The sequence below is a fragment of the Leclercia sp. G3L genome, from assembly GCF_021117075.1.
Lineage (GTDB): Bacteria > Pseudomonadota > Gammaproteobacteria > Enterobacterales > Enterobacteriaceae > Enterobacter > Enterobacter adecarboxylatus_C.
In genome coordinates, this window is record NZ_CP088265.1 from 1,094,290 (window position 1) to 1,117,664 (window position 23,375).

General features: G+C 58.8%; 23 protein-coding genes. 10 read left to right on the top strand and 13 right to left on the bottom strand.

Translation table 11 applies throughout. From position 1 onward, the window contains the following. The first annotated feature begins 2 nt into the window (after window positions 1–2). From LRS40_RS06580 to LRS40_RS06600, 5 genes are all read left to right on the top strand, one after another. Entirely contained in the window at window positions 3–1,328 is a 1,326-nt protein-coding gene (locus LRS40_RS06580; protein WP_106995599.1) for a PTS sugar transporter subunit IIC, read from the top strand. 17 nt (window positions 1,329–1,345) lie between these two features. Beyond that, window positions 1,346–2,731, top strand: coding sequence for a glycoside hydrolase family 1 protein (locus tag LRS40_RS06585; protein ID WP_142487692.1), 1,386 nt, complete (start codon window positions 1,346–1,348; stop codon window positions 2,729–2,731). 15 nt (window positions 2,732–2,746) lie between these two features. Beyond that, window positions 2,747–3,049 (top strand): PTS lactose/cellobiose transporter subunit IIA, encoded by a 303-nt coding sequence (locus LRS40_RS06590; RefSeq protein WP_072250852.1) that lies wholly within the window; start codon window positions 2,747–2,749, stop codon window positions 3,047–3,049. Between the two features lie 161 nt (window positions 3,050–3,210). Further along, window positions 3,211–4,590, top strand: coding sequence for a carbohydrate porin (locus LRS40_RS06595; RefSeq protein ID WP_231313365.1), 1,380 nt, complete (start codon window positions 3,211–3,213; stop codon window positions 4,588–4,590). A gap of 130 nt (window positions 4,591–4,720) precedes the next feature. After that, complete coding sequence (locus LRS40_RS06600; protein ID WP_142487690.1) at window positions 4,721–5,626, top strand: DMT family transporter; 906 nt, start codon at window positions 4,721–4,723, stop codon at window positions 5,624–5,626. A gap of 36 nt (window positions 5,627–5,662) precedes the next feature. On the opposite strand, the gene nepI is transcribed toward LRS40_RS06600, so the two are convergent. From nepI to ivbL, 10 genes are all read right to left on the bottom strand, one after another. Next, complete coding sequence (gene nepI / locus LRS40_RS06605) at window positions 5,663–6,853, bottom strand: purine ribonucleoside efflux pump NepI (RefSeq protein WP_231313366.1); 1,191 nt, start codon at window positions 6,851–6,853, stop codon at window positions 5,663–5,665. A gap of 166 nt (window positions 6,854–7,019) precedes the next feature. Further along, window positions 7,020–7,472: a DUF1198 domain-containing protein gene (locus tag LRS40_RS06610; protein ID WP_106995594.1), complete on the bottom strand. Its 453-nt coding sequence runs from the start codon at window positions 7,470–7,472 to the stop codon at window positions 7,020–7,022. Window positions 7,473–7,636: 164 nt separating this feature from the next. Continuing rightward, window positions 7,637–8,641, bottom strand: coding sequence for an alpha/beta fold hydrolase (locus tag LRS40_RS06615; RefSeq protein ID WP_231313367.1), 1,005 nt, complete (start codon window positions 8,639–8,641; stop codon window positions 7,637–7,639). 162 nt (window positions 8,642–8,803) lie between these two features. After that, a complete protein-coding gene (uhpT, locus tag LRS40_RS06620) occupies window positions 8,804–10,195 on the bottom strand; it encodes a hexose-6-phosphate:phosphate antiporter (protein ID WP_231313368.1) in 1,392 nt (463 codons plus the stop codon). 132 nt (window positions 10,196–10,327) lie between these two features. Continuing rightward, window positions 10,328–11,647 carry an MFS transporter gene (locus LRS40_RS06625; RefSeq protein ID WP_231313369.1) on the bottom strand — a complete coding sequence of 440 codons (1,320 nt, stop codon included), beginning with the start codon at window positions 11,645–11,647 and terminating at the stop codon, window positions 10,328–10,330. Continuing rightward, the gene (gene uhpB, locus LRS40_RS06630) at window positions 11,640–13,145 is read right to left on the bottom strand and encodes a signal transduction histidine-protein kinase/phosphatase UhpB (RefSeq protein ID WP_231313370.1); all 1,506 of its coding nucleotides are present in this window, start codon (window positions 13,143–13,145) and stop codon (window positions 11,640–11,642) included. Before uhpB ends, LRS40_RS06625 begins: the two co-directional genes overlap by 8 nt. Then, window positions 13,145–13,735, bottom strand: a complete 591-nt coding sequence (gene uhpA / locus LRS40_RS06635) for a transcriptional regulator UhpA (protein WP_142487683.1) — start codon at window positions 13,733–13,735, stop codon at window positions 13,145–13,147. Before uhpA ends, uhpB begins: the two co-directional genes overlap by 1 nt. A 124-nt stretch (window positions 13,736–13,859) precedes the next feature. After that, window positions 13,860–14,147, bottom strand: coding sequence for an acetolactate synthase small subunit (gene ilvN / locus LRS40_RS06640; RefSeq protein ID WP_039032259.1), 288 nt, complete (start codon window positions 14,145–14,147; stop codon window positions 13,860–13,862). A gap of 3 nt (window positions 14,148–14,150) precedes the next feature. Beyond that, window positions 14,151–15,839, bottom strand: coding sequence for an acetolactate synthase large subunit (gene ilvB, locus LRS40_RS06645; protein ID WP_231313371.1), 1,689 nt, complete (start codon window positions 15,837–15,839; stop codon window positions 14,151–14,153). Window positions 15,840–15,938: 99 nt separating this feature from the next. Beyond that, window positions 15,939–16,037, bottom strand: a complete 99-nt coding sequence (ivbL, locus tag LRS40_RS06650; protein WP_103824263.1) for an ilvB operon leader peptide IvbL — start codon at window positions 16,035–16,037, stop codon at window positions 15,939–15,941. Between the two features lie 524 nt (window positions 16,038–16,561). On the opposite strand from ivbL, the gene tisB reads away from it, so the two are divergent. The 4 genes from tisB to dsdA all read left to right on the top strand — a co-directional run bounded on the left by tisB (window position 16,562) and on the right by dsdA (window position 19,906). Beyond that, a complete protein-coding gene (gene tisB / locus LRS40_RS06655; RefSeq protein ID WP_039032257.1) occupies window positions 16,562–16,651 on the top strand; it encodes a type I toxin-antitoxin system toxin TisB in 90 nt (29 codons plus the stop codon). A gap of 64 nt (window positions 16,652–16,715) precedes the next feature. Next, window positions 16,716–17,162, top strand: coding sequence for a GNAT family N-acetyltransferase (locus tag LRS40_RS06660; protein ID WP_142487681.1), 447 nt, complete (start codon window positions 16,716–16,718; stop codon window positions 17,160–17,162). Window positions 17,163–17,361: 199 nt separating this feature from the next. Further along, a complete protein-coding gene (gene emrD, locus LRS40_RS06665) occupies window positions 17,362–18,546 on the top strand; it encodes a multidrug efflux MFS transporter EmrD (RefSeq protein WP_231313372.1) in 1,185 nt (394 codons plus the stop codon). A 61-nt stretch (window positions 18,547–18,607) separates the two neighbouring features. After that, window positions 18,608–19,906 (top strand): D-serine ammonia-lyase, encoded by a 1,299-nt coding sequence (gene dsdA, locus LRS40_RS06670; protein WP_231313373.1) that lies wholly within the window; start codon window positions 18,608–18,610, stop codon window positions 19,904–19,906. Here dsdA and LRS40_RS06675 read toward each other — a convergent pair. The 3 genes from LRS40_RS06675 to LRS40_RS06685 are packed head-to-tail and all read right to left on the bottom strand — an operon-like array spanning window position 19,903 to window position 21,711. Further along, window positions 19,903–21,015, bottom strand: a complete 1,113-nt coding sequence (locus LRS40_RS06675) for an anaerobic sulfatase maturase (protein WP_231313375.1) — start codon at window positions 21,013–21,015, stop codon at window positions 19,903–19,905. The genes dsdA and LRS40_RS06675 overlap by 4 nt on opposite strands. Beyond that, a complete protein-coding gene (locus LRS40_RS06680) occupies window positions 21,012–21,374 on the bottom strand; it encodes a DUF202 domain-containing protein (protein WP_142487677.1) in 363 nt (120 codons plus the stop codon). The genes LRS40_RS06675 and LRS40_RS06680 overlap by 4 nt, the downstream gene beginning before the upstream one ends. Next, window positions 21,364–21,711 carry a YidH family protein gene (locus tag LRS40_RS06685; RefSeq protein ID WP_142487676.1) on the bottom strand — a complete coding sequence of 116 codons (348 nt, stop codon included), beginning with the start codon at window positions 21,709–21,711 and terminating at the stop codon, window positions 21,364–21,366. Before LRS40_RS06685 ends, LRS40_RS06680 begins: the two co-directional genes overlap by 11 nt. A gap of 331 nt (window positions 21,712–22,042) precedes the next feature. Between LRS40_RS06685 and LRS40_RS06690 the strand changes: the two genes are divergently transcribed. Then, window positions 22,043–23,368, top strand: a complete 1,326-nt coding sequence (locus tag LRS40_RS06690) for a PTS sugar transporter subunit IIC (RefSeq protein ID WP_231313376.1) — start codon at window positions 22,043–22,045, stop codon at window positions 23,366–23,368. Window positions 23,369–23,375 lie beyond the last annotated feature (7 nt).

Genomic DNA, 23,375 nt, shown 5'->3' on the forward strand with positions numbered 1-23,375 from the left:
TCATGAGTTCGTTATATCAATCTATGGTTGCCGTCATTGAGCAGTCCATCGCGCCGCTGGCAGGTAAGCTGGGCCAGCAGAAGTACGTGATTGCCATCCGCGACGGCTTTACCGCCGCGCTGCCGTTTATGATCATCGGCTCGTTTATGCTGGTGTTTATCTTCCCGCCGTTCTCCGCAGACACCACCAACAGCTTTGCCCGCGGCTGGCTCGATTTCTCCGAGACCTACCGTGAACAGCTGATGCTGCCGTTTAACCTCAGCATGGGCGTGATGACCTTCTTCATCTCGGTAGGGATTGGCGCCAGCCTTGGCCGCCAGTTCAATCTTGACCCGGTGATGTCCGGCCTGCTGGCCTTTATGGCGTTCCTGCTGGTGGCCGCCCCTTATGCCGACGGCAAAATCTCTACCCAGTATCTGTCGGGCCAGGGGATCTTCACCGCCCTGATCACCTCCATCTATGCCACCCGCGTTTACGCCTGGCTGAAGGACCATAAAGTCACCATCCGTTTGCCGAAGGAAGTGCCGACCGGCGTGGCGCGCTCGTTTGAGATCCTGATCCCGGTGGTGGTGATCATTGGTACCCTGCACCCGCTGAACCTGTTTATCGAAGCCCAAACCGGGATGATCATCCCGCAGGCGATTATGCACCTGCTCGAGCCGCTGGTTTCCGCCTCTGACTCCCTGCCTGCCATTCTGCTCTCCGTGCTGCTGTGCCAGATCTTCTGGTTCGCCGGCATCCACGGCGCGCTGATTGTCACCGGCATTATGAACCCGTTCTGGATGGCTAACCTCTCCGCCAACCAGGCCGCACTGGCTGCCGGCGCTGCGCTGCCGCACGTCTACCTGCAGGGCTTCTGGGATCACTACCTGCTGATTGGTGGTGTGGGCTCGACCCTGCCGCTGGCCTTCCTGCTGCTGCGCAGCCGCGTCACCCACCTGCGCACCATCGGCAAAATGGGCGTGGTGCCAAGCTTCTTTAATATCAACGAACCTATTCTGTTCGGTGCGCCGATCATCATGAACCCGATGCTCTTTATTCCTTTCGTGTTCGTTCCGATGATCAACGCTTGTCTGGCCTATACCGCCACCAAACTCGGCTGGCTGGCACAGGTCGTCTCGCTGACGCCGTGGACCACTCCGGCGCCAATTGGTGCCTCCTGGGCGGCAAACTGGGCGCTCAGTCCGGTGGTGATGTGCGTCATTTGTATGGTCATGTCGGCGGTGATGTATTTACCGTTCCTGCGTGCTTATGAACGTTCCTTGATGAAAACCGAAGAACAAAAAGCGCAGGCAACCGTAGGTGCAGCAGAGACCGTCGGTAATTAAGTCAAAGAGGACGTTTTATGAAATATGCATTTCCCGAAAACTTCTGGTGGGGTAGCGCCTGTTCTGCACTGCAAACCGAAGGGGAAAGCCAGGGCAGTGGCAAGGGATTAACCACCTGGGATCACTGGTTCGCTACCGAACCGAATCGCTTTCACAATGGGGTAGGGCCGCAGAATACCTCCACGTTTTATCAGCACTGGAAAGCCGACATTCAGCTGTTAAAGCAGCTGAACCACAATAGCTTTCGCACCTCGATAAGCTGGGCGCGTCTCATCCCGGAAGGCACCGGTGAAGTGAACCAGGAAGCGGTTGCTTTCTACAATCAGGTGATCGACGAACTGATTGCCCAGGGTATCAAGCCGTTTATCACCCTGTTCCACTTCGACATGCCGATGGCGATGCAGGAGATCGGCGGGTGGGAAAACCGTGATGTGGTGGCGGCCTATGCCCGCTACGCAGAAACCTGCTTTGAGCTTTTTGGTGATCGGGTAATGCACTGGTTTACCTTTAACGAGCCGATTGTGCCGGTAGAGGGCGGGTATCTGTACGACTTCCACTACCCGAACGTGGTCGATTTCCGTCGCGCGGCAACCGTGGCCTATCACACCGTGCTGGCCCATGCCCAGGCGGTTCGCGCCTTCCGCGCCGGGCATTTTGCCGGTGAGATTGGCATCGTGCTGAACCTGACGCCGTCCTATCCACGCTCGCAGAATCCGGCGGACGTGAAAGCCGCGCACCATTGCGATCTGCTGTTTAACCGCAGCTTCCTCGATCCGGTGCTGTGCGGCGAATACCCGGCGGATCTGGTGGCGATGCTGAAAGCGCACGATCAGCTGCCCGTCTGTCTGCCGGAAGACAGCGCCCTGATTGCCGACGGCAAAATCGACCTGCTGGGCATTAACTACTACCAGCCGCGTCGGGTGAAGTGTCGTGATACGGCCATTAATCCGCAGGCACCGTTTATGCCGGAGTGGTTCTTCGATAGCTACGAGATGCCGGGCCGCAAGATGAACCCGTATCGCGGCTGGGAAATCTACGAGCCAGGTATTTACGATATTCTCATTAACCTGCGCGATAATTACGGCAACCCACGCTGTTTTATTTCTGAAAATGGTATGGGCGTCGAAAACGAGCAGCGTTTTATTGAGAACGGCCAGATTAACGACCAATATCGAATCGATTTTATTTCTGAACACCTTAAATGGCTGCATAAAGGCATTAGCGAAGGCTGTAATTGTCTTGGCTACCATATGTGGACATTTATTGATAACTGGTCATGGTGTAATGCTTATAAAAATCGTTATGGCTTTGTCCAGCTCGATTTGGAAACGCAGCAACGCACCATTAAAAAGAGCGGAGAGTGGTTTGCTGCCACCTCTCTAAATAACAGTTTTGATAAATAAACAGAGTAACTGATGATGATTGCCTTAGAAGAAGCCGTAATGGAAATCATCGTCAATGCTGGTCAGTCGCGCAGCCTGTGCTTTGAAGCACTGCATGCTGCGCGGCAGGGCAACTTTGACGAAGCGAAAAGCCTGCTGCGCGAAGCCGATGGCTACGCGCGCCAGGCGCACCATATGCAGACCAAACTTATCGAGCAGGACGCGGGCGAAGCCCGTCAGCCGATGACGTTAATTATGGTACACGCCCAGGATCACTTAATGAACTCGCTGCTGGCCCGTGAATTATCCGAAGAAATTATTCACCTGTATCAGCGTTAATTAATTAAATATTAGCACCGGAGATATCGTTACGATAATAGTATAAAGCCTATGTATCCTAAAAAATAAAAATCAACCTTTTCTGATGATAGCGACATATTCTGTCAATCCGGAACGGGGTGGTTATTGTCTGAATAAAATTTAAATATATTGAGATAACCATGAATATGATTAAAAAACTTCCATTAACAATGGCGGTAATCGCCGCGCTTTGCCCGGTTTCCGGATTCGCACAGGAATTTACGCAGGAGCAAATCGACGCCATTGTGGCCAGAGCGGTGGATAAAGCCCTGGCCGATCGCCAGGCGAAAATGGATGCCACGGTGGCGAAAAAAGCCGACGTCATCAACGAACCGCAAAGCGCCGCCCAGTCCCCGGATATGGCGATCCCGTTCGGGATTAAATTTACCGGCTATGCCCGCTACGGGGCGCACTTCCAGGCCGCCGATCAGAAATACGTCGCGGTGGACGGCTCCTATAACGGCGCCTCGGCGATCGGCCGTCTGGGTAACGAAGGCAACGGCGGCGAGTTCCAGCTCTCCAAGGCCTTCAAGGGCGAAAACGGCGCCATCTGGGACGTCAACGTGATGATCGACCACTGGGGCGACGAGGTTAACCTGAAGAAGGCCTACGCCGGGGTGACCAACATTCTGGCGTCCAACCCGAACGCCTATCTCTGGGCCGGGCGTGACTTCCACCAGCGTCCGCAGCAGGGCATCAACGACTACTTCTGGATGAACCACGACGGCCAGGGTGCCGGGGTGAAGAACTTCGACATCGGCGGCGTGCAGTTTGACGTGGCGACCGTGGCGGCAGTCGAATCCTGTAGCCCGGAAGTGATGGATGACGAGGCCAACCCGTCGCGCATCACCTGTACCGGCGGCTCCGGCACCGGCGACAAGGGCAACTACGCGGCCACCTCCAAAATTCACGGCATGAAGCTCGGCCCCATCGACCTGGAGCTGTACGCCAACTACGGCTTTGACTCGAAAGCCATCGAAACGGAAGAGCGCACCAACGCCTGGCAGGGCGGCGTGGTCCTGAGCCACACCAACGACAGCGGCGTGAACAAGGTGATCGCCCGCTACTCTGATAACTCGGATAACAGCGTGTTCAACAAAACCGAGGACCTGACCACGGTGTACGCCAGCTTCGAAGGGCTGCACAAGTTCACCCAGGCGACCCAGGTGGAGTATATTCTGGCCTTCCACGACTACGACAACAGCCGTGACAGCACCGACAACCGCAAGAACTACAACGCCATCGTGCGGCCGATGCACTGGTGGAACGACGTGCACTCCACCTGGCTGGAAGCGGGCTGGCAGCATGTTGATTACGACAACGGCGGGGATAACAAGGGCTGGAAGCTGACCCTGTCGCAGAACATGTCCATCGCGATGGGCCCGGAATTCCGTCCGATGCTGCGCTTCTACGTCACCGGCGGCAAGGTGGATAACGAACGCACCGCCCGCGTGAACAACACGAAAGATGAAACGCTCGACGACTTCAACGTCGGCGCGATGTGGGAAGCCTGGTTCTAAATCAACTGCGCCCGGCGGCGCTGCGCTTGCACGGGCCTACAAGGTTTTGTAGGCCGGGTAAGCGTAGCGCCACCCGGCAGGACCCGTGTTATGCTGCTGGCCTTTGAAAGCCACTATCGCAGGGGAGAGCATGGGTTCCACACGTAAAGGGATGCTGAACGTCCTGATCGCCGCCATTTTATGGGGCAGCTCAGGGGTTTGCGCGCAGTACATCATGGAGAAAAGTCAGATCCCCTCGCCTTATCTGACCATGATCCGCCTGCTGTTTGCCGGCGTGATCCTGCTGACGCTCTCATTCGTCCACGGCGACAAGATTTTTTCGGTCATCAAAAATCGCAAAGACGCCATCAGCCTGCTGATCTTCTCCCTGTTCGGGGCGCTGATCGTTCAGCTCACCTTCCTGGTGACGATTGAAAAATCCAACGCCGCCACCGCCACCGTGCTGCAATTCCTGTCGCCGACCATTATCGTGGCGTGGTTCGCGCTGGCGCGCAAAAAGCGCCCGGGCATTTTCGTGCTGGCGGCGATCATGACCTCGCTTGTCGGCACCTTTTTACTGGTCACCCACGGCGACCCGACCTCGCTGACTATCTCCCCGGCCGCGCTCTGCTGGGGCATCGCCTCCGCCTTCGCCGCGGCGTTCTATACCACCTACCCCTCCACGCTGATTGCCCGTTACGGCACGCTGCCGATCGTCGGCTGGAGTATGCTGCTGGCCGGGTTAATGCTGACGCCGTTCTATGCCGGGCGCGGCACCGCTTTCGTGGTCGACGGTAGCCTGCTGCTGGCGTTCTTCTATCTGGTGGTGATCGGCACGGCGGTGACCTTCAGCCTGTATCTGAAAGGCGCGCAGATGATTGGCGGGCCGAAGGCGAGCATTCTGAGCTGCGCCGAGCCGCTGAGCAGCGCCCTGCTGTCGGTGATTTTACTGGGCGTGGCGTTTACCCTGCCGGACTGGCTGGGCACGCTGTTGATTGTGTCGTCGGTGGTGCTGATTTCGATGGATTCGAGAAGACGGGTTCAGACGTCCGCGTAGTCTGATGCCCTCTCCCTCAGGGAGAGGGCCAAACACTTATTGCGCTTTAACCTTCCCCGCCACCAGCAGCGCAGTCATCAGCATTAATGTGCCGGAGATGACCAGCGGTGACGTCAGTCCCAGATGGTCGAGCGCAACGCCCCCCACCGCCGCGCCGCAGGTGTTCGCCAGCTGGATCACCGCCACCTGGATCGACCCGGCTTTTTCAGCCTGATCGGCAAGCGAGCGGGTGATCCACGTCGACCAGCCCACCGGGATCAGCGCAAAGGCAAAGCCCCAGATAATCGCAATCGCCGAGGCCACCCACTTGTCGCTGCCCCACAGGATCAGCACGGCGGCGCTGACTGCCAGCACCAGCGGCGCCCCTGCCAGCGCCACTTTCAGGGAGCGTTTCAGGAACTGCGCCGACAGCGAGGTGCCGACAAAGCTGGCGATACCGAAGCTCAGCAGCACCAGCGTCAGGCCGTCGACGTCAAACCCGGCCATGGTCATAAATACCGGACGAATGTAGGTAAAGAAGGCAAACTGCCCGGCGAACGACATAAAGATGGCGATCATTCCCGCCATCACGCCGGGGCGTTTCAGCAGGCTGAACATGTTCTGCTTGTGATGTGCGGCTTCGCCCGGCAGCGACGGTAGCGCTTTCCAGACCCAGAGAATGCACAGCAGCCCCATCACCGCGGCACCGTTAAAGACGTTACGCCAGCCGATGATCCCCCCGAGGAAACTGCCCAGCGGGGCGGCGATCACCAGCGCGATGGAGACCGCGCCGAAGATGACAGAGAGCGCTTTCGGCACGGTACGCGCCGGCACCAGCCGCATAGTGAGCGAGGCCGACATCGCCCAGAATCCGCCCAGCCCCAGCCCGAGGCAGGCGCGCCCCAGCAACAGCAGCATGAAGTTATCGGCAAAGGAGACCAGCAGGCAGGAGAGGGTCAGCAGGACAGAAAAGAGGAGCACCACCTTGCGGCGATCGGTGGTACCAATCGCCTGGGTAATGAACAGGCTGGCAAACATAGCGACAAAGGCGGTGACGGTGACCGACTGACCCGCCAGCCCTTCAGAAATGCCCAGATCCTGCGCCATTGGCGTCAGCAGGCTAACCGGCAAAAACTCCACGGTAATCAGGCAGGCGACGCAAAACGCCACGGAAAAAACCGCCGACCAGTTCGGGCGGGAGACCGCCCTGGCATGGGGCGAAGGGGCGGATTGGATCTGTTCTGTCATGGCATCACCTGGGGATAAAATGAGCGGGAAAGCCGCGCAGTTTAACAGTTTAAATGTGATCCATTTAACGTTTTGACAACTTTTGGCACTTTTTGCCGGGCGGCGCTGCGCTTGCACCGGCCTATGGGTCTTGTAGGCCCGGTAAGCGCAGCGCTACCAGGGAATATCAATGCAGGAAGAAGACCCCCTCTTCCGGCAGGAAGAGCTGGTTATAGCGCAGCTGAAAAGCGTTAAACTCGTACGGATCGGGCTCCATATCGCGCATAAAGCCGAGCGCCATGCGGATCTGGGCATCGGTGATCGGCGCGGCGAGACGCGCCTTGCGCAGCAGGCGATACCAGCTCAGCAGGTTGTTTTCACTGCTGTCGACAATGCACACCTGCCAGATCAGCAGCACCTGGGCGGCATTCTGCAGGTGCGCTTCGTCCGGGCGCTCCAGATAGCGGATAAACTCATTCCCGGCGCTTTTGCCAAACTGGTCGATCATCGATTCTACGGGAACCGGGGTAATGCCCAGACGCTCGCTGAGACGACGAATCGCGCGCCGGGGTCCCGACGTCATGACGCGAAAGCCCACCACAAATACCACGGCCAGCGTAGCCAGCATTATCCAGACCATGAACTCTCCTTAGGGTTAGCCGAGCATGATATCGGGAAATGCCGGGTATCGACAGCAGGCAACGTCGGATTAATGAACGGAGAAACAGTGGATTGGGGTCATGAAAAAAGATATCCGCCCGGGGAAGGCACCCGGGCGAATATTGGCGTGCGGTTAAAGACCAGTCAGCGCGCCTGAAGCCCTTTCAGCAGCGCCTCATGGAAACGCTGCGGATCCTGCATCTGCGGCGCGTGGCCCATGTCGTTAAACTCGACCAGGGTGGCGTGCGGAATACGCTTAGCCGTCTCCTGGCCCAGCACCGCGTAGTTACCGAGCGTCTTGCGCACCTCCGGCGGGGCGAGATCTTTCCCGATGGCGGTGTTGTCCTTTGTGCCGATCATCAATAATACCGGCATCTTCAGCTCGCTGAATTCATAGATCACCGGCTGGGTGTAGATCATGTCGTAGAGCAGGGCCGAGTTCCAGGCCACACGCTCTTTGCCCGGCCCGTTGTTCAGCCCGGCGAGCATGGTGACCCAGCGCTCGTATTCCGGCTTCCACTCCCCGGCGTAGTAGGTATTTTTCTCGTACTGCCGGATGCCGTCGGCGCTGGTTTTCAGCTCACGCTGATACCACTGGTCGACGGTAATATGCGGCACGCCGCGCGCTTTCCAGTCCTCAAGACCTATCGGATTGACCATCACCAGCTGTTCTACCTGCTGCGGCCACATCAGCGCGTAGCGGGTGGCCAGCATGCCGCCGGTCGAGTGTCCGATAACCGTCACGCGATCGACGCCGAGCGTTTTCAGCAACGCGTGGGTGTTATCTGCCAGCTGCTGGAAGCTGTACTGATAGCGTTCCGGCTTGGTGGATTTACAGAAACCGATCTGATCCGGGGCCACCACGCGGTAGCCACTGGCGGTAAGGGCGCGAATAGTGCCGTCCCAGGTGCCGGCGCAGAAGTTTTTACCGTGCATCAGCACCACGGTGTGGCCGTTGGCTTTTTCCGGCTTCACGTCCAGATAAGCCATATCCAAAGACTGATTTTGCGAGGTAAAGATGAAGTGTTTCACCGGCCAGGCGTAGTCAAAACCTTCCAGCTTCTCGCCGTAGGTGGGGGTATCGGCCGCCATCGCGGGTGAGGCCAGCGCCACCAGCAGGGCAAGGCAGGACAATCGTCGGGTCAACATGCAAGCTCTCCATTAGCAAAGGGGCTAAAGCTGCGCGAAAGGCGGCAGCGAAATAACACTGTAGAGCATGGGGCGGAGCGGATGTGTAAAGCGGGGTAAGGTAATCGGGGTGATAATGTAAAAAAGCCCGGCATCAAGCCGGGCAAAAAGTTACCTGCACACTCAGGCTGCTTTCAAAGGTTGCACGCGTTTTTCGCGGCGGATCTTGCGCTCTTCCAGCACAGCGACCATCGCCATAAGGACGATACAGCCGATGGCTGCCGCGTCCAGCGCGGCAAAGGTGCCCGCCCAGCCGGTGAGGCCGAAGATCGGCGTGCCGTCGGCGATCATCCCCAGACCCAGCTTGGCGAAGCTGTCGCCGATCAGGTAAGCGAAGGTGCCTTTAATCCCATCGGCGGCGCCGATCGCTTTTTTCGGTACGAAGCCCACCGCCGCCACGCCGATCAGCAGCTGCGGACCAAACACCAGGAAGCCGAGGGCAAACAGGGACGCCAGGTAGACGTACTGGTTGCTGGCATGCTGATAAATGCCCAGGGTGGCGATAATCAGCGCCAGCGCGACGCAGGCCACCAGCGCGCGACGACCGTTGGCGAGATCGGAGAGCCAGCCCCACAGCAGGGTGCCGACCAGCGCGCCCACTTCGAACAGGGTGAAGCCCTGAATCGCCACCTCTTTGGAAAGCTTCAGCTCCTGGAAGGCATACACGGTCGACCACTGGTCGATACCGATACGCACCACATACAGGAAGATGTTCGAGAAGCAGAGCAGCCAGATCACTTTGTTTTTCAGCACGTACTCAACAAAGATCTGCCATTTGGTCATCTCGTTCTCTTCGGTCTCTTTGTCCTCTTCGCTGATCTCTTCGTCAAACAGCTCTTCGGCTTTACCCAGGCCATAGGATTCCGGGGAGTCGCTGCCGTAGCGCAGGCCGATAAAGCCGACGATCAGGGCGATAATCGACGGGAAGATAAACATGCCGATGACGTGGCCGTCGAACAGGACGTTCGCGCCGAACAGCGCCACGCCTGCCGCACCCGCCCCGCCGAGGTTGTGGGAGATGTTCCACATCCCGAGGTACGAACCGCGCTTACGGCGCGGGGTCCATTTGGTGATGGTGGAGTAGCTGCACGACCCGCCGGTACTCTGGAAGAAACCGCTCAGGGCGTAGAAGGCGATCATCATAAACAGGCTGACCGAGCCCGCGCCCATGCTGGCGCTGAAGCCGAGCATACAGATGGCGGAGAGGATCAGCATAAACGGCAGGAACTGCTTGGTGTTTTTGCCGTCGGCGTAATAGGAAACCAGGGTTTTCCCCACCCCGTAGGTGATGGAGAAGCCGAGACCAATCATCCCCAGCTGGGTCATGCTCAGCCCGTAGGTGGAGATCATGTCGTTCTGGGCGATGTTAAAGTTTTTGCGGATCAGGTACATGGTCAGGTAGCCGATAAAGACCACCAGATAGGACTGCATGAAGGGTTTGAACCACATTTTGCGCCGCACATCGAGCGGCAGATCCAGGGTCGGCTTGCGCACCTGGTTTAAGAAGGCCAGCATGAATAACTCTCTCCCGAGCTGATTTTTATCGCATTGTAAAAATCAGTCGGGAGTGACGCCTGAGACAGCGTCCAGGCGGAACCGGGAAAATTTCTTAGTTTTGCGTCCCTCAGGGCGAAAAGGTGAGGCGCATCACGCTTCGCTGGCCTCGCGCGGCGCCTGAGCATGCAAAAACGGCAGCAGCAGCAGCGCGGAAATCCCCGCCGCGATGGCGATGACCGCAAAGAATCCGCTCCAGTGCCAGGTGTCGATCACCCGCGCCAGCGGCCAGCCGGAGAGCGACGCGCCAAGATAGGCAAACAGGCCGACAAAGCCCGTCGCCGCCCCTGCCGCGTCCTTGTGTGAACATTCGGCCGCCGCCATGCCGATCAGCATCTGCGGGCCAAACACGAAGAAACCGGTGGTGAAGAAGCAGGCCGCCTGCATCACGTAGCTGGCAAAGGGCATCAGCCACAGGGAGCCGACGGAGAGCAAAATCCCGGCGGCGAAGATCAGGTTCATTGGCCCGCGGTTGCCGTTGAACAGCTTGTCCGACCCCCAGCCCGCCACCAGCGCGCCGATAAATCCGCCCAGCTCAAACATCGATACCGCCGAGTTGGCGGTGACCAGATCGACGCCGAGCGTCTCGGACATATACAGATTGCCCCAGTCGTTGATCGCCGCCCGCACCACGTAGACCAGCACGTAGCAGAGCGATAGCAACCAGATCCAGGGGTTCAGCAGCACGTACCGGGTGAGGATCTCCCGGCGGGTCAGCCCTGCTCCCTCCTGCTGCTGGGCGATCTCCAGCGCGTCGTGCCGCCAGTCGCCCACCGCAGGCAGGCCCACGGTTTGCGGCCTGTCGCGCAGCCGCCAGCAGAGGAACAGCCCGGCAACAATCGCCAGACCGCCCGCAATCATCATCCCTGCCCGCCAGCCGTAGTGCAGCGCCGCCGCGCCCACCACGATGGGGATCAGCGCCCCGCCAACGTTATGCGCGGTGTTCCAGATGGCCCACCAGCCGCCGCGCTCGGTGCGCGAATACCAGCTGGTAAGCAGGCGGGCGCAGACCGGCGAGCCCCAGCCCTGGAAAAAGGCGTTCAGTGCCCACAGCAGGGCAAAGGCCCACAGCGAGGTGGAGAAGCCAAACAGGATGTTCACCACCCCGGTGGCGATCAGCCCGACGCCCATAAAATAGCGGGCGTTAGAACGGTCGCTGACGATGCCGGAAAAGAACTTCGACAGGCCGTAGGTAATGTAAAACAGCGTCGCCAGCAGGCCGATATCGGTGCGGGTCATCACCCCGCTGGCGAGGATCTCCGGCGCGGCGGCGTTGAAGCTTTTGCGAGTGAAATAGAACAGCGCGTAGCCCAGCCAGATGGTGATCAGGATGTGGCGACGCCAGTAGCGATAGCGGGCGTCGATCTCGGTTTTGTCGCCGATCGGGGCTGCGTTGACGGGGGTTTTAAACATGCTGAGTCCTTAGCGGCAAACTGACGCTGACGCGCGTCCCGTGGGTGCAGGAGATGTTCAGCGTACCGCCCAGCGCTTTCACGCGCTCGCGCATCCCCGCCAGGCCAAACCCCTGCTGGCCGGAGCCCGGCGGCAGACCGCAGCCGTCGTCTTCGATCATCAGCCGCAGCCACTCATCCTGCTGCCAGCCCTGCAACGTCACCGCGCTGGCGCTGGCGTGCTTAACGATATTGTTCAGCCCCTCCTGACAGACGCGGAACAGGGTAACGCGCTGGCCTTCGCTCAGCGCCGTTTCGTCGATATCCCAGTCGAGATGGCTGACGATGCCGCGGCTCTCCAGCTCCATCTCGCGCATCAGGGAGCGTACCGCCTGCTCAAGGGACAGATCGTCCAGCTGGCGCGGGCGCAGCCGACCCAGAAGACGGCGCACCGAGTCATACACCCCTAGCGAGAGCTGCTCGATATGCGCCCCGCCCTGCTTCACCCCGGCGTTGTCCGGGGCCAGGCGCTGAACGATGCCCGCCTGGGTGCGGATGGCGGTGATGGTCTGGCCGATATCGTCGTGCAGTTCGCGGGCCACTTCGCGGCGGACGTGCTCTTCGGTCTCCAGCAGCCGCTCGGCAAGGCGGCGATTGCGCGCCAGCTCGGTTTGCAGGGACTGGTTCAGCTCGCGCAGACGCTGAATGCCCGCCCCGAGCAGCAGCCCAGTCAGGCTCTGGGCCAGCAGGGAGAGCAGAAGATCCACAGGGTGATCGTGCCAGGTCTGGCTGGCAATCAGCGCAATGGCGTTCATCAGGGTGGCGATCAGCGCCCCCTGCCAGCCGTAGTGCCAGGCGAGGGCGATAATCGGCAGGGCCAGGCAGAACGGGGTAAAGCGCGACAGCTCGGCGGGGAGGCCAAGCTGGAGCCACAGACTCACCACAAACAGCAGCACATAACCAATCAGATGCCGCGCCCGCCAGTTCACCGGCTGCGAAACCAGCGCCGGCCCGAGCGGCTGCCAGACGGTGCTGGTGAGGTAGTGCCAGATAACGAGACAGGTCGGGGCCAGCGTCAGGCCGCCGGTCAGGGTCAGCAGCAGCGCGTTGAGCATCTCCTTTCCGCCCGCCCACGGCAGGGACTGTAGCAGCGCGGCGGCAATCAGCGCCGCTCCCTGACCCAGCAGGGTGCGCCAGTCGCGCTGGTGACGATAGCGGGAGATCAGCGCCACGGGAATAAGCGTCAGCACGCTTCCGGTCATCAATAAGGGCAGATGCGCCAGCGCCACTTGCTGTCCCAGCCAGGCCAGCATCAGCCATTCAGCACCGAGCAAAACGGGCCAGTAGCCGCGCGGGCATTGCAGCATCAACCCCAGACGCAGGCCGAAGGGAAAGAGCAATACCGCCAGCTCCGGGCGCTCTACCAGATGCAGGCTGATGCTCCACAGGCAGAACCACGCGGCAGAGAAGATGAAGAAGCTGGCGACCACCGCCACCAGCCGGGAGAAAAGGGAATTCATTACCAGCCGTCAAACATGCGGCGAGCCAGCTCGACGTCGTTGCTGACGCCCAGTTTTTCCATCAGGTTGGCGCGGTGAACGTGGACGGTTTTGGGCGACAGACCAAGCTCAACGGCGATCTCCTTCACTGCCATCCCCTGGGCCAGCTTTTCCGCCACCTGGCGTTCACGTCGGGTGAGCGGATCCTGGCGTCCGGCCGCCAGCTTGATGGCAATGTCCGGCGTCAGGTAGCAGCCGCCGGTAGCGACGGTGCGCACGGCGGCAATCAGCTCGTCCGGGCTACAGCGCTTGGAGAGGAACCCGCGTGCGCCCGCGTTCAGGGCCTGTTCCACCAGCGCCGGGCTGTCGTGGACCGAGAGCATGATGGTCGACATCCCCTTCGGCAGCTGGCTCAGCAGCTCCAGCCCGGAGAGATCCGGCATCGAGATATCGCAGATACAGACCTGCACCCCGCGTCCCGGCAGACCGGCCAGCGCCTCGCGACCGGAACCGAACTCGGCCACCACCTGAAAATCGGGCTCCAGGCTCAGCAGCTGGGCAAATCCGGAACGGACGATAAGGTGATCGTCGATAAGGGCGATGGTGGTCATGGCTGGATCCTGATGGGTGAAAGCGCCGGATGGCGGCGTAAACGCCTTATCCGGCCTACGGGTAAAATCCTTGTAGGCCGGATAAGCGCAGCGCCATCCGGCAAAGCCGCTTACCTTAAGTGATTTACTCGAAGAACACCGCAATTTTGTTAAACATGGTCGGATCGGACTGGTTGCGCACCACTTTCACCACATCCTCCAGCTTGTCGATCTGCGCCATCATCTGCTCCAGCCGCTGATCGTCATTCACCAGCAGCCAGATGCGGCTGTGTTCGCTGCCCTGAATCGGCAGACAGAGAATGCCTTCCACGTTGAACGCGCGGCGGGCAAACAGCCCGCAGACGTGGGTCATGACCCCGGGATGGTTGCGGACGGTAAGCTCCAGGATGACGTTATCATTTTGTTTTTGCATGGCTTATTCCCCCACCATTTCTGTATTGGCCGCACCGGGTGGGACCATCGGATAGACTTTTTGTTGTGGATCGATACGGACGTGGATCAGCGCCGGGCCCGGGCGCGAGATCGCCGCCTGCAACGCCGCGTGGGCATCCTCCTCGGCATTCAGATCGCAGGTATGCAGGCCAAAACCGGCGGCAATCTGCATAAAGTTAATCATCCCCGGATAGGTGGCGGCAAAGACGCCCTGCTTGTAGAACAGGCTCTGCTGCTGGTGAACCAGCCCCAGCGCTTCGTTGTTCATCAGGATGATTTTCACATCCAGCTGGTTTTCGGCCGCGGTGGCCATCTCCTGAATGTTCATCATCAGGCTACCGTCGCCGGAGAAGCAGATCACCTTGCGGTCCGGATTGGCGAGCGCCGCGCCCACGGCCGCAGGCAGGCCAAAGCCCATGGTGCCCAGACCGCCGGAGGTCAGCCACTGGCGCGGACGGTTCAGCGGATAGGCCTGAGCGGTCCACATCTGATGCTGACCGACGTCGGTGGTGATGATGGCGCTGTCGTCCACGCAGGCGGCCACGGCGTTGATCAGCCCGTAGTGGCTCAGCGGGTCGCCTTCGGTTGGGATGGCGCCCGGGAACTCCTGCTGTAACCCGCTTACCTGCTGATGCCAAGCGCTGCGCGGGGTGGCGTCGATATGCGGCAGCAGCTGCGCCAGCACCTCGTTGACGTCGCCCTGGATCGCCACGTGCGGCTGCTTGATTTTGCCCAGCTCCGCGCGGTCGATATCCACATGAATAATTTTGGCGTTCGGGCAGAACTGCTCGGTTTTGCCAATCGCCCGGTCATCAAAACGTGCCCCGAGAACGATCAGCAGATCCGCCTCCTGCAGAATAAAGTTGGTGCTGCGCGCGCCGTGCATGCCGAGCATCCCCAGCGACAGCGGGTGCGCTTTTGGCAGCATGCCCAGCGCCATCAGGGTCATGGTGGTCGGCAGGCTGGCTTTTTCTGCCAGGGCGCGCACCGCGTCTGGCGCATCAATCACCCCGCCGCCCAGATAGAGCACCGGGCGCTGTGCGGCGTTAATCATGGCGGCGGCTTCACGCACGCTGTCTGCACTGAACGCTGGCGATGGCGCGCGGGTGCCGGGCTCCGGCAGCACGTCGATCTCAATTTCAGCGGTCTGCACATCCTTAGGAATGTCTATCCACACCGGGCCCGGACGACCGGACTGGGCGATACGGAACGCATCGCTGATAACCTGCGGTAATTCGCTGATATCGCGCACTAAATAGTTGTGCTTGGTGATGGGGATAGAGATGCCGTAGGTGTCCACTTCCTGAAATGCATCGGTGCCGATCATCGAGGCCGGCACCTGGCCGGTAATGCAGACTAACGGAATAGAGTCGAGACGCGCGTCGGCGATGGCGGTGACCAGGTTGGTGGCGCCCGGCCCGCTACAGGCCATACAGACCGCCGGTTTGCCCTGGGTTCGCGCCATGCCCTGCGCGATAAAGCCTGCACCCTGCTCGTGACGCGCCAACACGTGGCGGATCTGCGTGCTCTGGCTTAAGGCGTCATACAGCGGGAGTACCGTCCCACCAGGAATACCCGCAACCGTGGTAATGCCCTGACGTTCCAGTAAATGAACGATTAACTGCGCGCCAGTGAAACGCGTCTTGTGTGATGTTGTGCCCGAACTTGCCATGCTCCAGTCCTTCTTATGGGCCGACTTTCCGGGGGGCTTTAAACAAAAACCCCGCCGGTTTGCGCCGGCGGGGTTTGGAATCGTGTGTTGATCCAGTCCCTACGGCGCATTGCCGACGACCACCACCACACGCACGACGACCACTGCGGCTGGGTGCGCAGTTTTTAGTAGGGTCGCGGTGTTCATGGATGCAGTCATGGGAGACCTGTCTCTGGAATCATTGAGTGGATTTATACAAGCACAGGTTGTCAGGCGTGACAACGGAATTATTTTCATCTGCCTGAAAATGCGTCAGGGATCACGTTTCGCTTGTCGGGTGATGAAAACAAAAAACCCCGCCGAAGCGAGGTTTTTTTTACAGCGTTTGCGGCTGGTGACCGCAGTGCACACTGTGTTACGTCAACGCACGAAGTATACGCGATCGCACGGGAACGCGCAATTTACGGCACGGATTTTGACGCATTTGAGTATGGCTCCCGCTTCACGTTTTGTCCATAAATTACTGTTCATATATACAGTATTTATCTATACTGGGTGTGTTCACAGGGTGCGAGGGGAGCCGCTCGTAGTACACCGGCGCAACGAAGTCCTGGCTGAAACGGGTGGTGCCGTCAGCGCCTCCACTCCCCAACTGAGCACACTGTGTTACGTCAACAAAGGTGCTGGCCACAGGCGGCGGAAAGGTACGCCAGCATCGTGCTCCTTAACCAGAGGAGACGCGTATGAGCGTAGTGGATATGGTTGTACTTATCCTCAAACTCATTGTTGCAGCACTGCAACTGCTTGATGCTGTCCTGAAATACGTTAAGTGATTCAGGTTCAAGCCGCACCAGAGAGGGGCGGGAAACCGCCCCTCTTTAATAACGAGGGAATGCTATGTTGCGTTTATTAATTGAGCCTGTCACGCCGGACGAGCCGGGCTATATCGCGCTGAAAGCCGAGAGCACCGCGCTCAATTTCAATATGTTGCGCAGGCTGGAAGAGAACTGGGAGCGGGGTGAAAATCGCTTTAACGCCCCGGGTGAAAAGCTGCTGGGTGCGTTTCTGAACGGCAAACTGGTGGGGATTTGCGGGCTAAACCGCGATCCGTTCAGCCAGCAGCCGCGGGCTGGCCGTATCCGCCATCTCTATATCAGCGAAAGCTGTCGTGGTCTGGGTATCGGCAGGCAACTGCTCGCCGTGGTGATGGCCGATGCCAGCATCTGGTTCGATTTTCTCAATACCCATGCGCCCCACACCGCCTGGCCATTCTACCAGCGGGCTGGCTTTACGCTGGTCGCGGATGAACCGCGCGTCACGCACCGGTTATTCTGCGCAGTGTAACGGGCCAGCAGCGTCCGGCCCGATCCTATGGCAACTTTAGTTGCCGTTCTTGTTTATTAATCCTGCCTTTTATGCCGTTTTCCATTCATCATCGCAATGCTTAACTTGCCATCTCACTGTGGTAGATTCCTCGCGCATTTATGGGAATGAGTAGTCACTTATTCTTTATTTATCACTTTTGGCAAAAGTATTCAGCGACATGAAAAGACAGCGGAACGTTAATTTACTCTTGATGTTGGTATTGCTGGTCGCCGTCGGTCAGATGGCGCAAACCATCTATATCCCGGCCATTGCGGATATGGCGAAGGAACTCAACGTCCGTGAAGGCGCGGTGCAGAGCGTGATGGGCGCTTACCTGCTGACCTACGGCGTCTCGCAGCTGTTCTACGGCCCGCTCTCGGATCGCGTTGGTCGCCGTCCGGTGATCCTGGTCGGGATGACGATTTTTATGATCGCCACGGTGATTGCCATGACCACCCACAGCCTGAGCGTGCTGATTGCCGCCAGCGCGTTGCAGGGCGTTGGCACCGGCGTCGGCGGGGTGATGGCGCGTACCCTGCCGCGCGATATGTATCAGGGCACCCAGCTGCGGCATGCCAACAGCCTGCTGAATATGGGCATTCTGGTCAGCCCGCTGCTCGCCCCGCTCATTGGCGGCCTGCTGGACACCATGTGGTCCTGGCGCGCCTGCTACGGCTTCCTGCTGGTGCTGTGCGTCATCGTTACCTTCAGCATGGCGCGCTGGATGCCGGAAACCCGGCCCACTGAAGCGCCGCGCACCAAACTACTCACCAGCTACAAAATCCTCTTCGGCAACGGCGCCTTTAACTGCTACGTGCTGATGCTGGTGGGCGGCCTGGCGGGCATCGCAGTGTTCGAAGCCAGCTCGGGCGTGCTGTTGGGTGCCGGGCTGAGCCTCAGCAGCATGGTGGTGAGTATTCTGTTTATTCTGCCGATCCCGGCGGCGTTTTTCGGTGCCTGGTTTGCCGGACGCGCCAATAAACGCTTCACCACCCTGATGTGGCAGTCGGTGGTGAGCTGCCTGCTGGCAGGGCTGATGATGTGGATCCCGGGGCTGTTCGGGGTGATGAACGTCTGGACCCTGCTGATCCCGGCCGCGCTTTTCTTCTTTGGCGCGGGGATGCTGTTCCCGCTGGCGACCAGCGGCGCGATGGAGCCCTTCCCGTTCCTGGCGGGCACCGCCGGGGCGCTGGTGGGGGGCCTGCAGAATATCGGCTCCGGCGCGCTGGCCTGGCTCTCGGCGATGATGCCGCAAAACGGACAGGCCAGCCTCGGGCTGCTGATGACGCTTATGGGCCTGCTGATTGTGCTCTGCTGGCTGCCGCTGGCCTCCCGCGCCTCGCATCACGAGCAGGCGGTGTAAGCGGATCTTGCCCTCAGGCTGGTTTCCTGTTTTCTTAAGGGGATACGCCTGAGAGGATCCTATGACGCCAGAACATCTGAAGTTAATCGCGCAGTACCCCCTGCTCAACGATCTGATTGCCCTGCAAGAGACTACCTGGTTTAACCCGAACGCCACGACGCTGGCCGACGGGTTACCCTGGGTCGGCCTGACCCAGGCGGAAGTGGACGACGCCCATGCCCGCCTGGCGCGTTTTGCCCCTTATCTGGCAAAAGCTTTTCCGGAAACCGCCGCAAACCACGGCATCATTGAATCCGATCTGGTCGCTATTCCGGCGATGCATCAGCGCTTGCAACAGGAATCAAACATCGCAATCCCCGGCACCCTGCTGCTGAAAAAAGACAGTCATCTGCCGATCTCCGGCTCGATTAAAGCCCGCGGCGGGATCTATGAAGTGCTGACCCATGCGGAAAAACTGGCCCTGGCCGCCGGGCTGCTCAGCCTCGACGACGATTACAGTATCCTGCTGGAGCCCCGCTTTAAGGACTTCTTCAGCCAGTACAGCATCGCAGTGGGGTCGACCGGCAACCTCGGGATGTCCATTGGCATCATGAGCGCCCGCATCGGCTTTAAGGTGACGGTGCACATGTCCGCCGACGCCCGCGAGTGGAAGAAGGCAAAACTGCGCAGCCACGGCGTGACGGTGGTGGAATATGAGCAGGATTACGGCGTGGCTGTGGAGCAAGGGCGCAAGGCGGCGGAAAACGATCCGAACTGCTTCTTTATCGACGATGAAAACTCCCGCACCCTGTTCTTAGGCTATGCCGTGGCAGGCGAGCGTCTGAAAGCGCAGTTTGCCGAACAGGGCCGGGTGGTGGATGCGGATCATCCCCTGTTTGTCTATCTGCCGTGCGGCGTGGGCGGGGGCCCTGGCGGAGTGGCGTTCGGGCTGAAGCTGGCCTTTGGCGATCATGTTCACTGTATTTTTGCCGAACCTACCCACTCCCCGTGCATGCTGCTGGGGGTGTATACCGGTCTGCATGATGAGATTGCGGTGCAGGATCTGGGGATCGATAACCTCACCGCGGCGGATGGTCTGGCGGTAGGCCGTGCCTCCGGCTTTGTTGGCCGCGCCATGGAGCGCCTGCTCGACGGGTTCTACACCCTCTCCGATCAGAGTATGTACGACATGCTGAGCTGGCTGGCGCAGGAGGAGAACATCCGCCTTGAGCCGTCGGCGCTGGCGGGGATGGCCGGGCCGGTGCGCCTCGCCGCCTCCGGTCGTTATTCGCTGGAGAACGCCACCCACCTGGTGTGGGCAACCGGCGGCGGGATGGTGCCGGACGAGGAGATGGCGAAGTACCTGGCGAAAGGGCGTTAACTTGCCCGATGGCTCTGCTGGAGCAGCGCCATCAGCTCTATGGGCGAACGGTGATGGCGGATTAAATCGCGCATCACCCGCATATGCGGGGCGGAGTGGCGGAAGAACGCCTGATACCCCGCGCAGAGCGCGCTTTTGCCATCCACCCGGTGTTTAGGGCAATCGCCGTTACACAGGTGACGCATCGGGCAGGCCCGACACTCGGCGGATAGGTCTGTTTGCTTGCGCAGCCCAAAGGCGATGGCCGCCTCGCTCTGATTAAGCTCTGCCAGCGGCGTCTGATGGATGTTGCCCAGCCGGTACTGGGGCCAGACGTAGTGATCGCACTGGAAGAGATCGCCATTGGCCTCCAGCGCAAAGGCGTGGCCGCAGGTGGCGGCAAGAGAACATATCTGCGACGGATAGCCGCACCACACCCCCAGCGTTGAGTCGAAGAGCTGCACAAAGACGCGACCAATATCCTCCCGCACCCAGACGTCAAATACCGTCGACAGGAATTCTCCCCACTGCCGATCGCTGACCGATTCCGGATTATCGTGCTCCTGCAGCGGAAGAAATTGCAGAAAGGGCGTGCCCAGCGCCCGTAAATAGCGATACAGGCGCTCCGGCTGGCGGCTGTTCTGCCGGTTAATGACCGTCAGGAGGTTAAACGACACCCGATGGGCGCGCAGCTTCTCTATCGCCGCCAATACCTTGTGATGAGTAGGATTGCCGCTGCGGCTGACGCGATATGCATCATGCAGCGCCGCCGGGCCATCCAGCGAGATACCCACCAGCCAGCCCTGCTCGCGAAAGAACCGACACCAGGCGTCGTTGAGCAGGATCCCGTTGGTCTGAAAGGCGTTGGTGATGCGCTTTCCTCCGCCATAGCGGTGCTGCAACGCCGCGACGCGGCGGAAGAAATCCAGCCCGCAAAGCGTCGGCTCTCCACCCTGCCAGGCAAACTGCACCTCCGGCCCGGGCTGGGCGGCGATATGCTGTTGGATGAAGGTTTCCAGCGTGGCGTCGTCCATGATCGGCTGCTGGGGCTTATCGATATAAAAACAGTAGCGGCAATCGAGATTGCAAAGTGAACTGGCCGGCTTGGCCATGACCTGACATCCTGTCATGCAAAATCCCTGATAAAAATGATGAGATGGTGAACGTGACTAGCAGCAAACAGTAATGCGAGGGATAACACTGCGAGGGCGATCATAAATTTAATACGCACCGGTCGGGATGCTGAAAAGTCGTACAGCGAAACGTCCATCCGCGCGCGATTGCGGGTGTAGTGCCAGAGGATCAGCGCCACCATCGCCAGCACGCCCAGCGCCACCCAGAACAGCGGGCCCGCCTGCTGCCAGTTGTGCCTGACCGCCAGCACCATCAACGCGCCATAACCAAACAGCGTGCGCAGCCAGGCGAGCGAGGTGCGCTCCGGTTGCAGCCCCGGGTCGGCCAGACGGCGCGCTTTGCGGCTATCCGCCATACAGTACCAGCCCCATCACAATCACCGCCACTATCATCAGGATCAGGCTGACCAGCAGCAGACTGTGGGTGTAGGGCAGATCTTCTTTCAGACGCATCGCCTTTTCATTCCGCAGCCAGCGCAGGTAGCCGTAGATCGCCAGCCCCCCGGAAAAGAGGCACAGCAGCAGCGCCAGCAGCTGGCGGATCACCGGCGTGGCAAAATCGGGCGCCAGCTGGTCGAGGCCGACACCGGCCGCCAGAAAGCCCAGCGCGGTGCGGATCCACGCCAGAAAGGTACGCTCGTTTGCCAGCGAGAAGCGATAATCCGGCGCTTCGCCGAGGCGGGAAATTTTCATGACGTCTCCTGTCTGACTGCCCGTTGTACAAAACTGCGGCAATAGTAACGTATCCGGGGACCGCCTCTCTACCCTGAACAACGGGCATATATACAAGCTTTGTATTTATTGTTCAGTTAAATAATCTCAAATTATATGCTGCCTATTTTTGCAAATAGAATCACAAAAAATCAAACTTAATCTTTAAATGACAATATTTGATTATTAAAGTGATTTCGCTTTCAAAATATCTTACCAAATAAACTATTAGTCGTTCCGTTATTAAATTACAAGCAACACTCAGCTGGATTTTATTCATCCGGAAGCGAATATCACGGAGGTTGACTGCATTATGTTTTCTGACTTTATTTCAGTAATACAATCCTTTCTAACCGAACCCGCTATTTTAATTGGATTGCTGGTGGGACTAGGTTATGCCCTTGATAAGAAATCGCCGATTAAAATTATTACCGGTATGGTTAGCGCCATGGTGGGATTAATGATGGTGCTCTTTGGCGGGTTTCAGTTTTCAGCCACCTTTAAACCCGTTGCCGATGCGGTCAGTAAATATTATGGGATCCATGGTTATTTAATGGATTCCTATGCCATGAAAGCGGCAACCCAGATTGCGCTTGGGGATAATTTCGGTTTTGTGGGCTATGTGTTTGCGCTGGCCTTTTTTACCAACCTGCTGCTGGTTTTATTTGGCCGCTACACAAAGGTAAAAGGCATTTTTCTGACCGGCAATACCGGGGTGTCTCACTCCCAGGCAGTGCTGTGGCTGATCGTCTTCTGGCTGGGCTTTGGCTGGGTGCAGTCAATTATTATCGCCGGAATTTTAACCGGGGTATTCTGGGCGTTCGCCACGACCCTGATCGCCAAACCGGTCGCTAAAATCACCAATAATGCGGGCTTTACCATTGCTCATAACCAGATGCTGGGGATCTGGTTCTTCTCGAAATTTGCCCACCTGTTTGGCGACGCTGAGAAGCAGGATGCTGAAAACATGAAGCTACCCGGCTGGCTGGCGATTTTTAACCATAACGTCACCTCCATCGCCATAGTGATGACCCTGTTCGTTGGCGGGTTCTTACTGACCACCGGCATCGATAACGTTCAGGCCATGGCAAAAGGTAAGCCCTGGTATATCTACATTATTAATCTCGGCCTGCAGTTCTCTATGTATATGGTGATCCTGTTGCAGGGCGTGCGCATGATGGTCGGGGAAATTAACGCCTCGTTTAAAGGCTGGCAGGATCGTTTAATTCCGGATGCTATTCCCGCCGTCGATGTCGCAGCGTTATTACCCTTCTCCCCGAATGCCGCCACCCTCGGATTTATTTTCTGTACCTTCGGCACTATTTTCTCGATGGGCATTCTGCTTATTACCCATAGCCATATTATGGTGCTTCCCGGTTTTGTACCATTATTTTTCTCCGGCGGCCCAATTGGAGTATTAGCTAACCGGCTGGGTGGTTATCGCGCCGTGATTATTTGTACTTTCCTGCTGGGGATTATTCAAACCTTCGGCACCGTATGGGCCATTCCCTTAACCGGACTCGCCGCCGAAGGGGTGGGCTGGACCGGTATTTTCGACTGGGCGACGTTATGGCCAGCGATTTGCGAAGTACTTAAGTTTATTGCCTCAACGTTCCATCTCGGGCCTTACGCGGGCTAAATCATCT

Coding starts and splice junctions, on each gene's coding strand:
- LRS40_RS06580 (WP_106995599.1), top strand. CDS start 3: ATGAGTTCGTTATATCAATCTATGGTTGCCGTCATTGAGCAGTCCATC.
- LRS40_RS06585 (WP_142487692.1), top strand. CDS start 1,346: ATGAAATATGCATTTCCCGAAAACTTCTGGTGGGGTAGCGCCTGTTCT.
- LRS40_RS06590 (WP_072250852.1), top strand. CDS start 2,747: ATGATTGCCTTAGAAGAAGCCGTAATGGAAATCATCGTCAATGCTGGT.
- LRS40_RS06595 (WP_231313365.1), top strand. CDS start 3,211: ATGAATATGATTAAAAAACTTCCATTAACAATGGCGGTAATCGCCGCG.
- LRS40_RS06600 (WP_142487690.1), top strand. CDS start 4,721: ATGGGTTCCACACGTAAAGGGATGCTGAACGTCCTGATCGCCGCCATT.
- nepI (WP_231313366.1), bottom strand. CDS start 6,853: ATGACAGAACAGATCCAATCCGCCCCTTCGCCCCATGCCAGGGCGGTC.
- LRS40_RS06610 (WP_106995594.1), bottom strand. CDS start 7,472: ATGGTCTGGATAATGCTGGCTACGCTGGCCGTGGTATTTGTGGTGGGC.
- LRS40_RS06615 (WP_231313367.1), bottom strand. CDS start 8,641: ATGTTGACCCGACGATTGTCCTGCCTTGCCCTGCTGGTGGCGCTGGCC.
- uhpT (WP_231313368.1), bottom strand. CDS start 10,195: ATGCTGGCCTTCTTAAACCAGGTGCGCAAGCCGACCCTGGATCTGCCG.
- LRS40_RS06625 (WP_231313369.1), bottom strand. CDS start 11,647: ATGTTTAAAACCCCCGTCAACGCAGCCCCGATCGGCGACAAAACCGAG.
- uhpB (WP_231313370.1), bottom strand. CDS start 13,145: ATGAATTCCCTTTTCTCCCGGCTGGTGGCGGTGGTCGCCAGCTTCTTC.
- uhpA (WP_142487683.1), bottom strand. CDS start 13,735: ATGACCACCATCGCCCTTATCGACGATCACCTTATCGTCCGTTCCGGA.
- ilvN (WP_039032259.1), bottom strand. CDS start 14,147: ATGCAAAAACAAAATGATAACGTCATCCTGGAGCTTACCGTCCGCAAC.
- ilvB (WP_231313371.1), bottom strand. CDS start 15,839: ATGGCAAGTTCGGGCACAACATCACACAAGACGCGTTTCACTGGCGCG.
- ivbL (WP_103824263.1), bottom strand. CDS start 16,037: ATGACTGCATCCATGAACACCGCGACCCTACTAAAAACTGCGCACCCA.
- tisB (WP_039032257.1), top strand. CDS start 16,562: ATGAGCGTAGTGGATATGGTTGTACTTATCCTCAAACTCATTGTTGCA.
- LRS40_RS06660 (WP_142487681.1), top strand. CDS start 16,716: ATGTTGCGTTTATTAATTGAGCCTGTCACGCCGGACGAGCCGGGCTAT.
- emrD (WP_231313372.1), top strand. CDS start 17,362: ATGAAAAGACAGCGGAACGTTAATTTACTCTTGATGTTGGTATTGCTG.
- dsdA (WP_231313373.1), top strand. CDS start 18,608: ATGACGCCAGAACATCTGAAGTTAATCGCGCAGTACCCCCTGCTCAAC.
- LRS40_RS06675 (WP_231313375.1), bottom strand. CDS start 21,015: ATGACAGGATGTCAGGTCATGGCCAAGCCGGCCAGTTCACTTTGCAAT.
- LRS40_RS06680 (WP_142487677.1), bottom strand. CDS start 21,374: ATGGCGGATAGCCGCAAAGCGCGCCGTCTGGCCGACCCGGGGCTGCAA.
- LRS40_RS06685 (WP_142487676.1), bottom strand. CDS start 21,711: ATGAAAATTTCCCGCCTCGGCGAAGCGCCGGATTATCGCTTCTCGCTG.
- LRS40_RS06690 (WP_231313376.1), top strand. CDS start 22,043: ATGTTTTCTGACTTTATTTCAGTAATACAATCCTTTCTAACCGAACCC.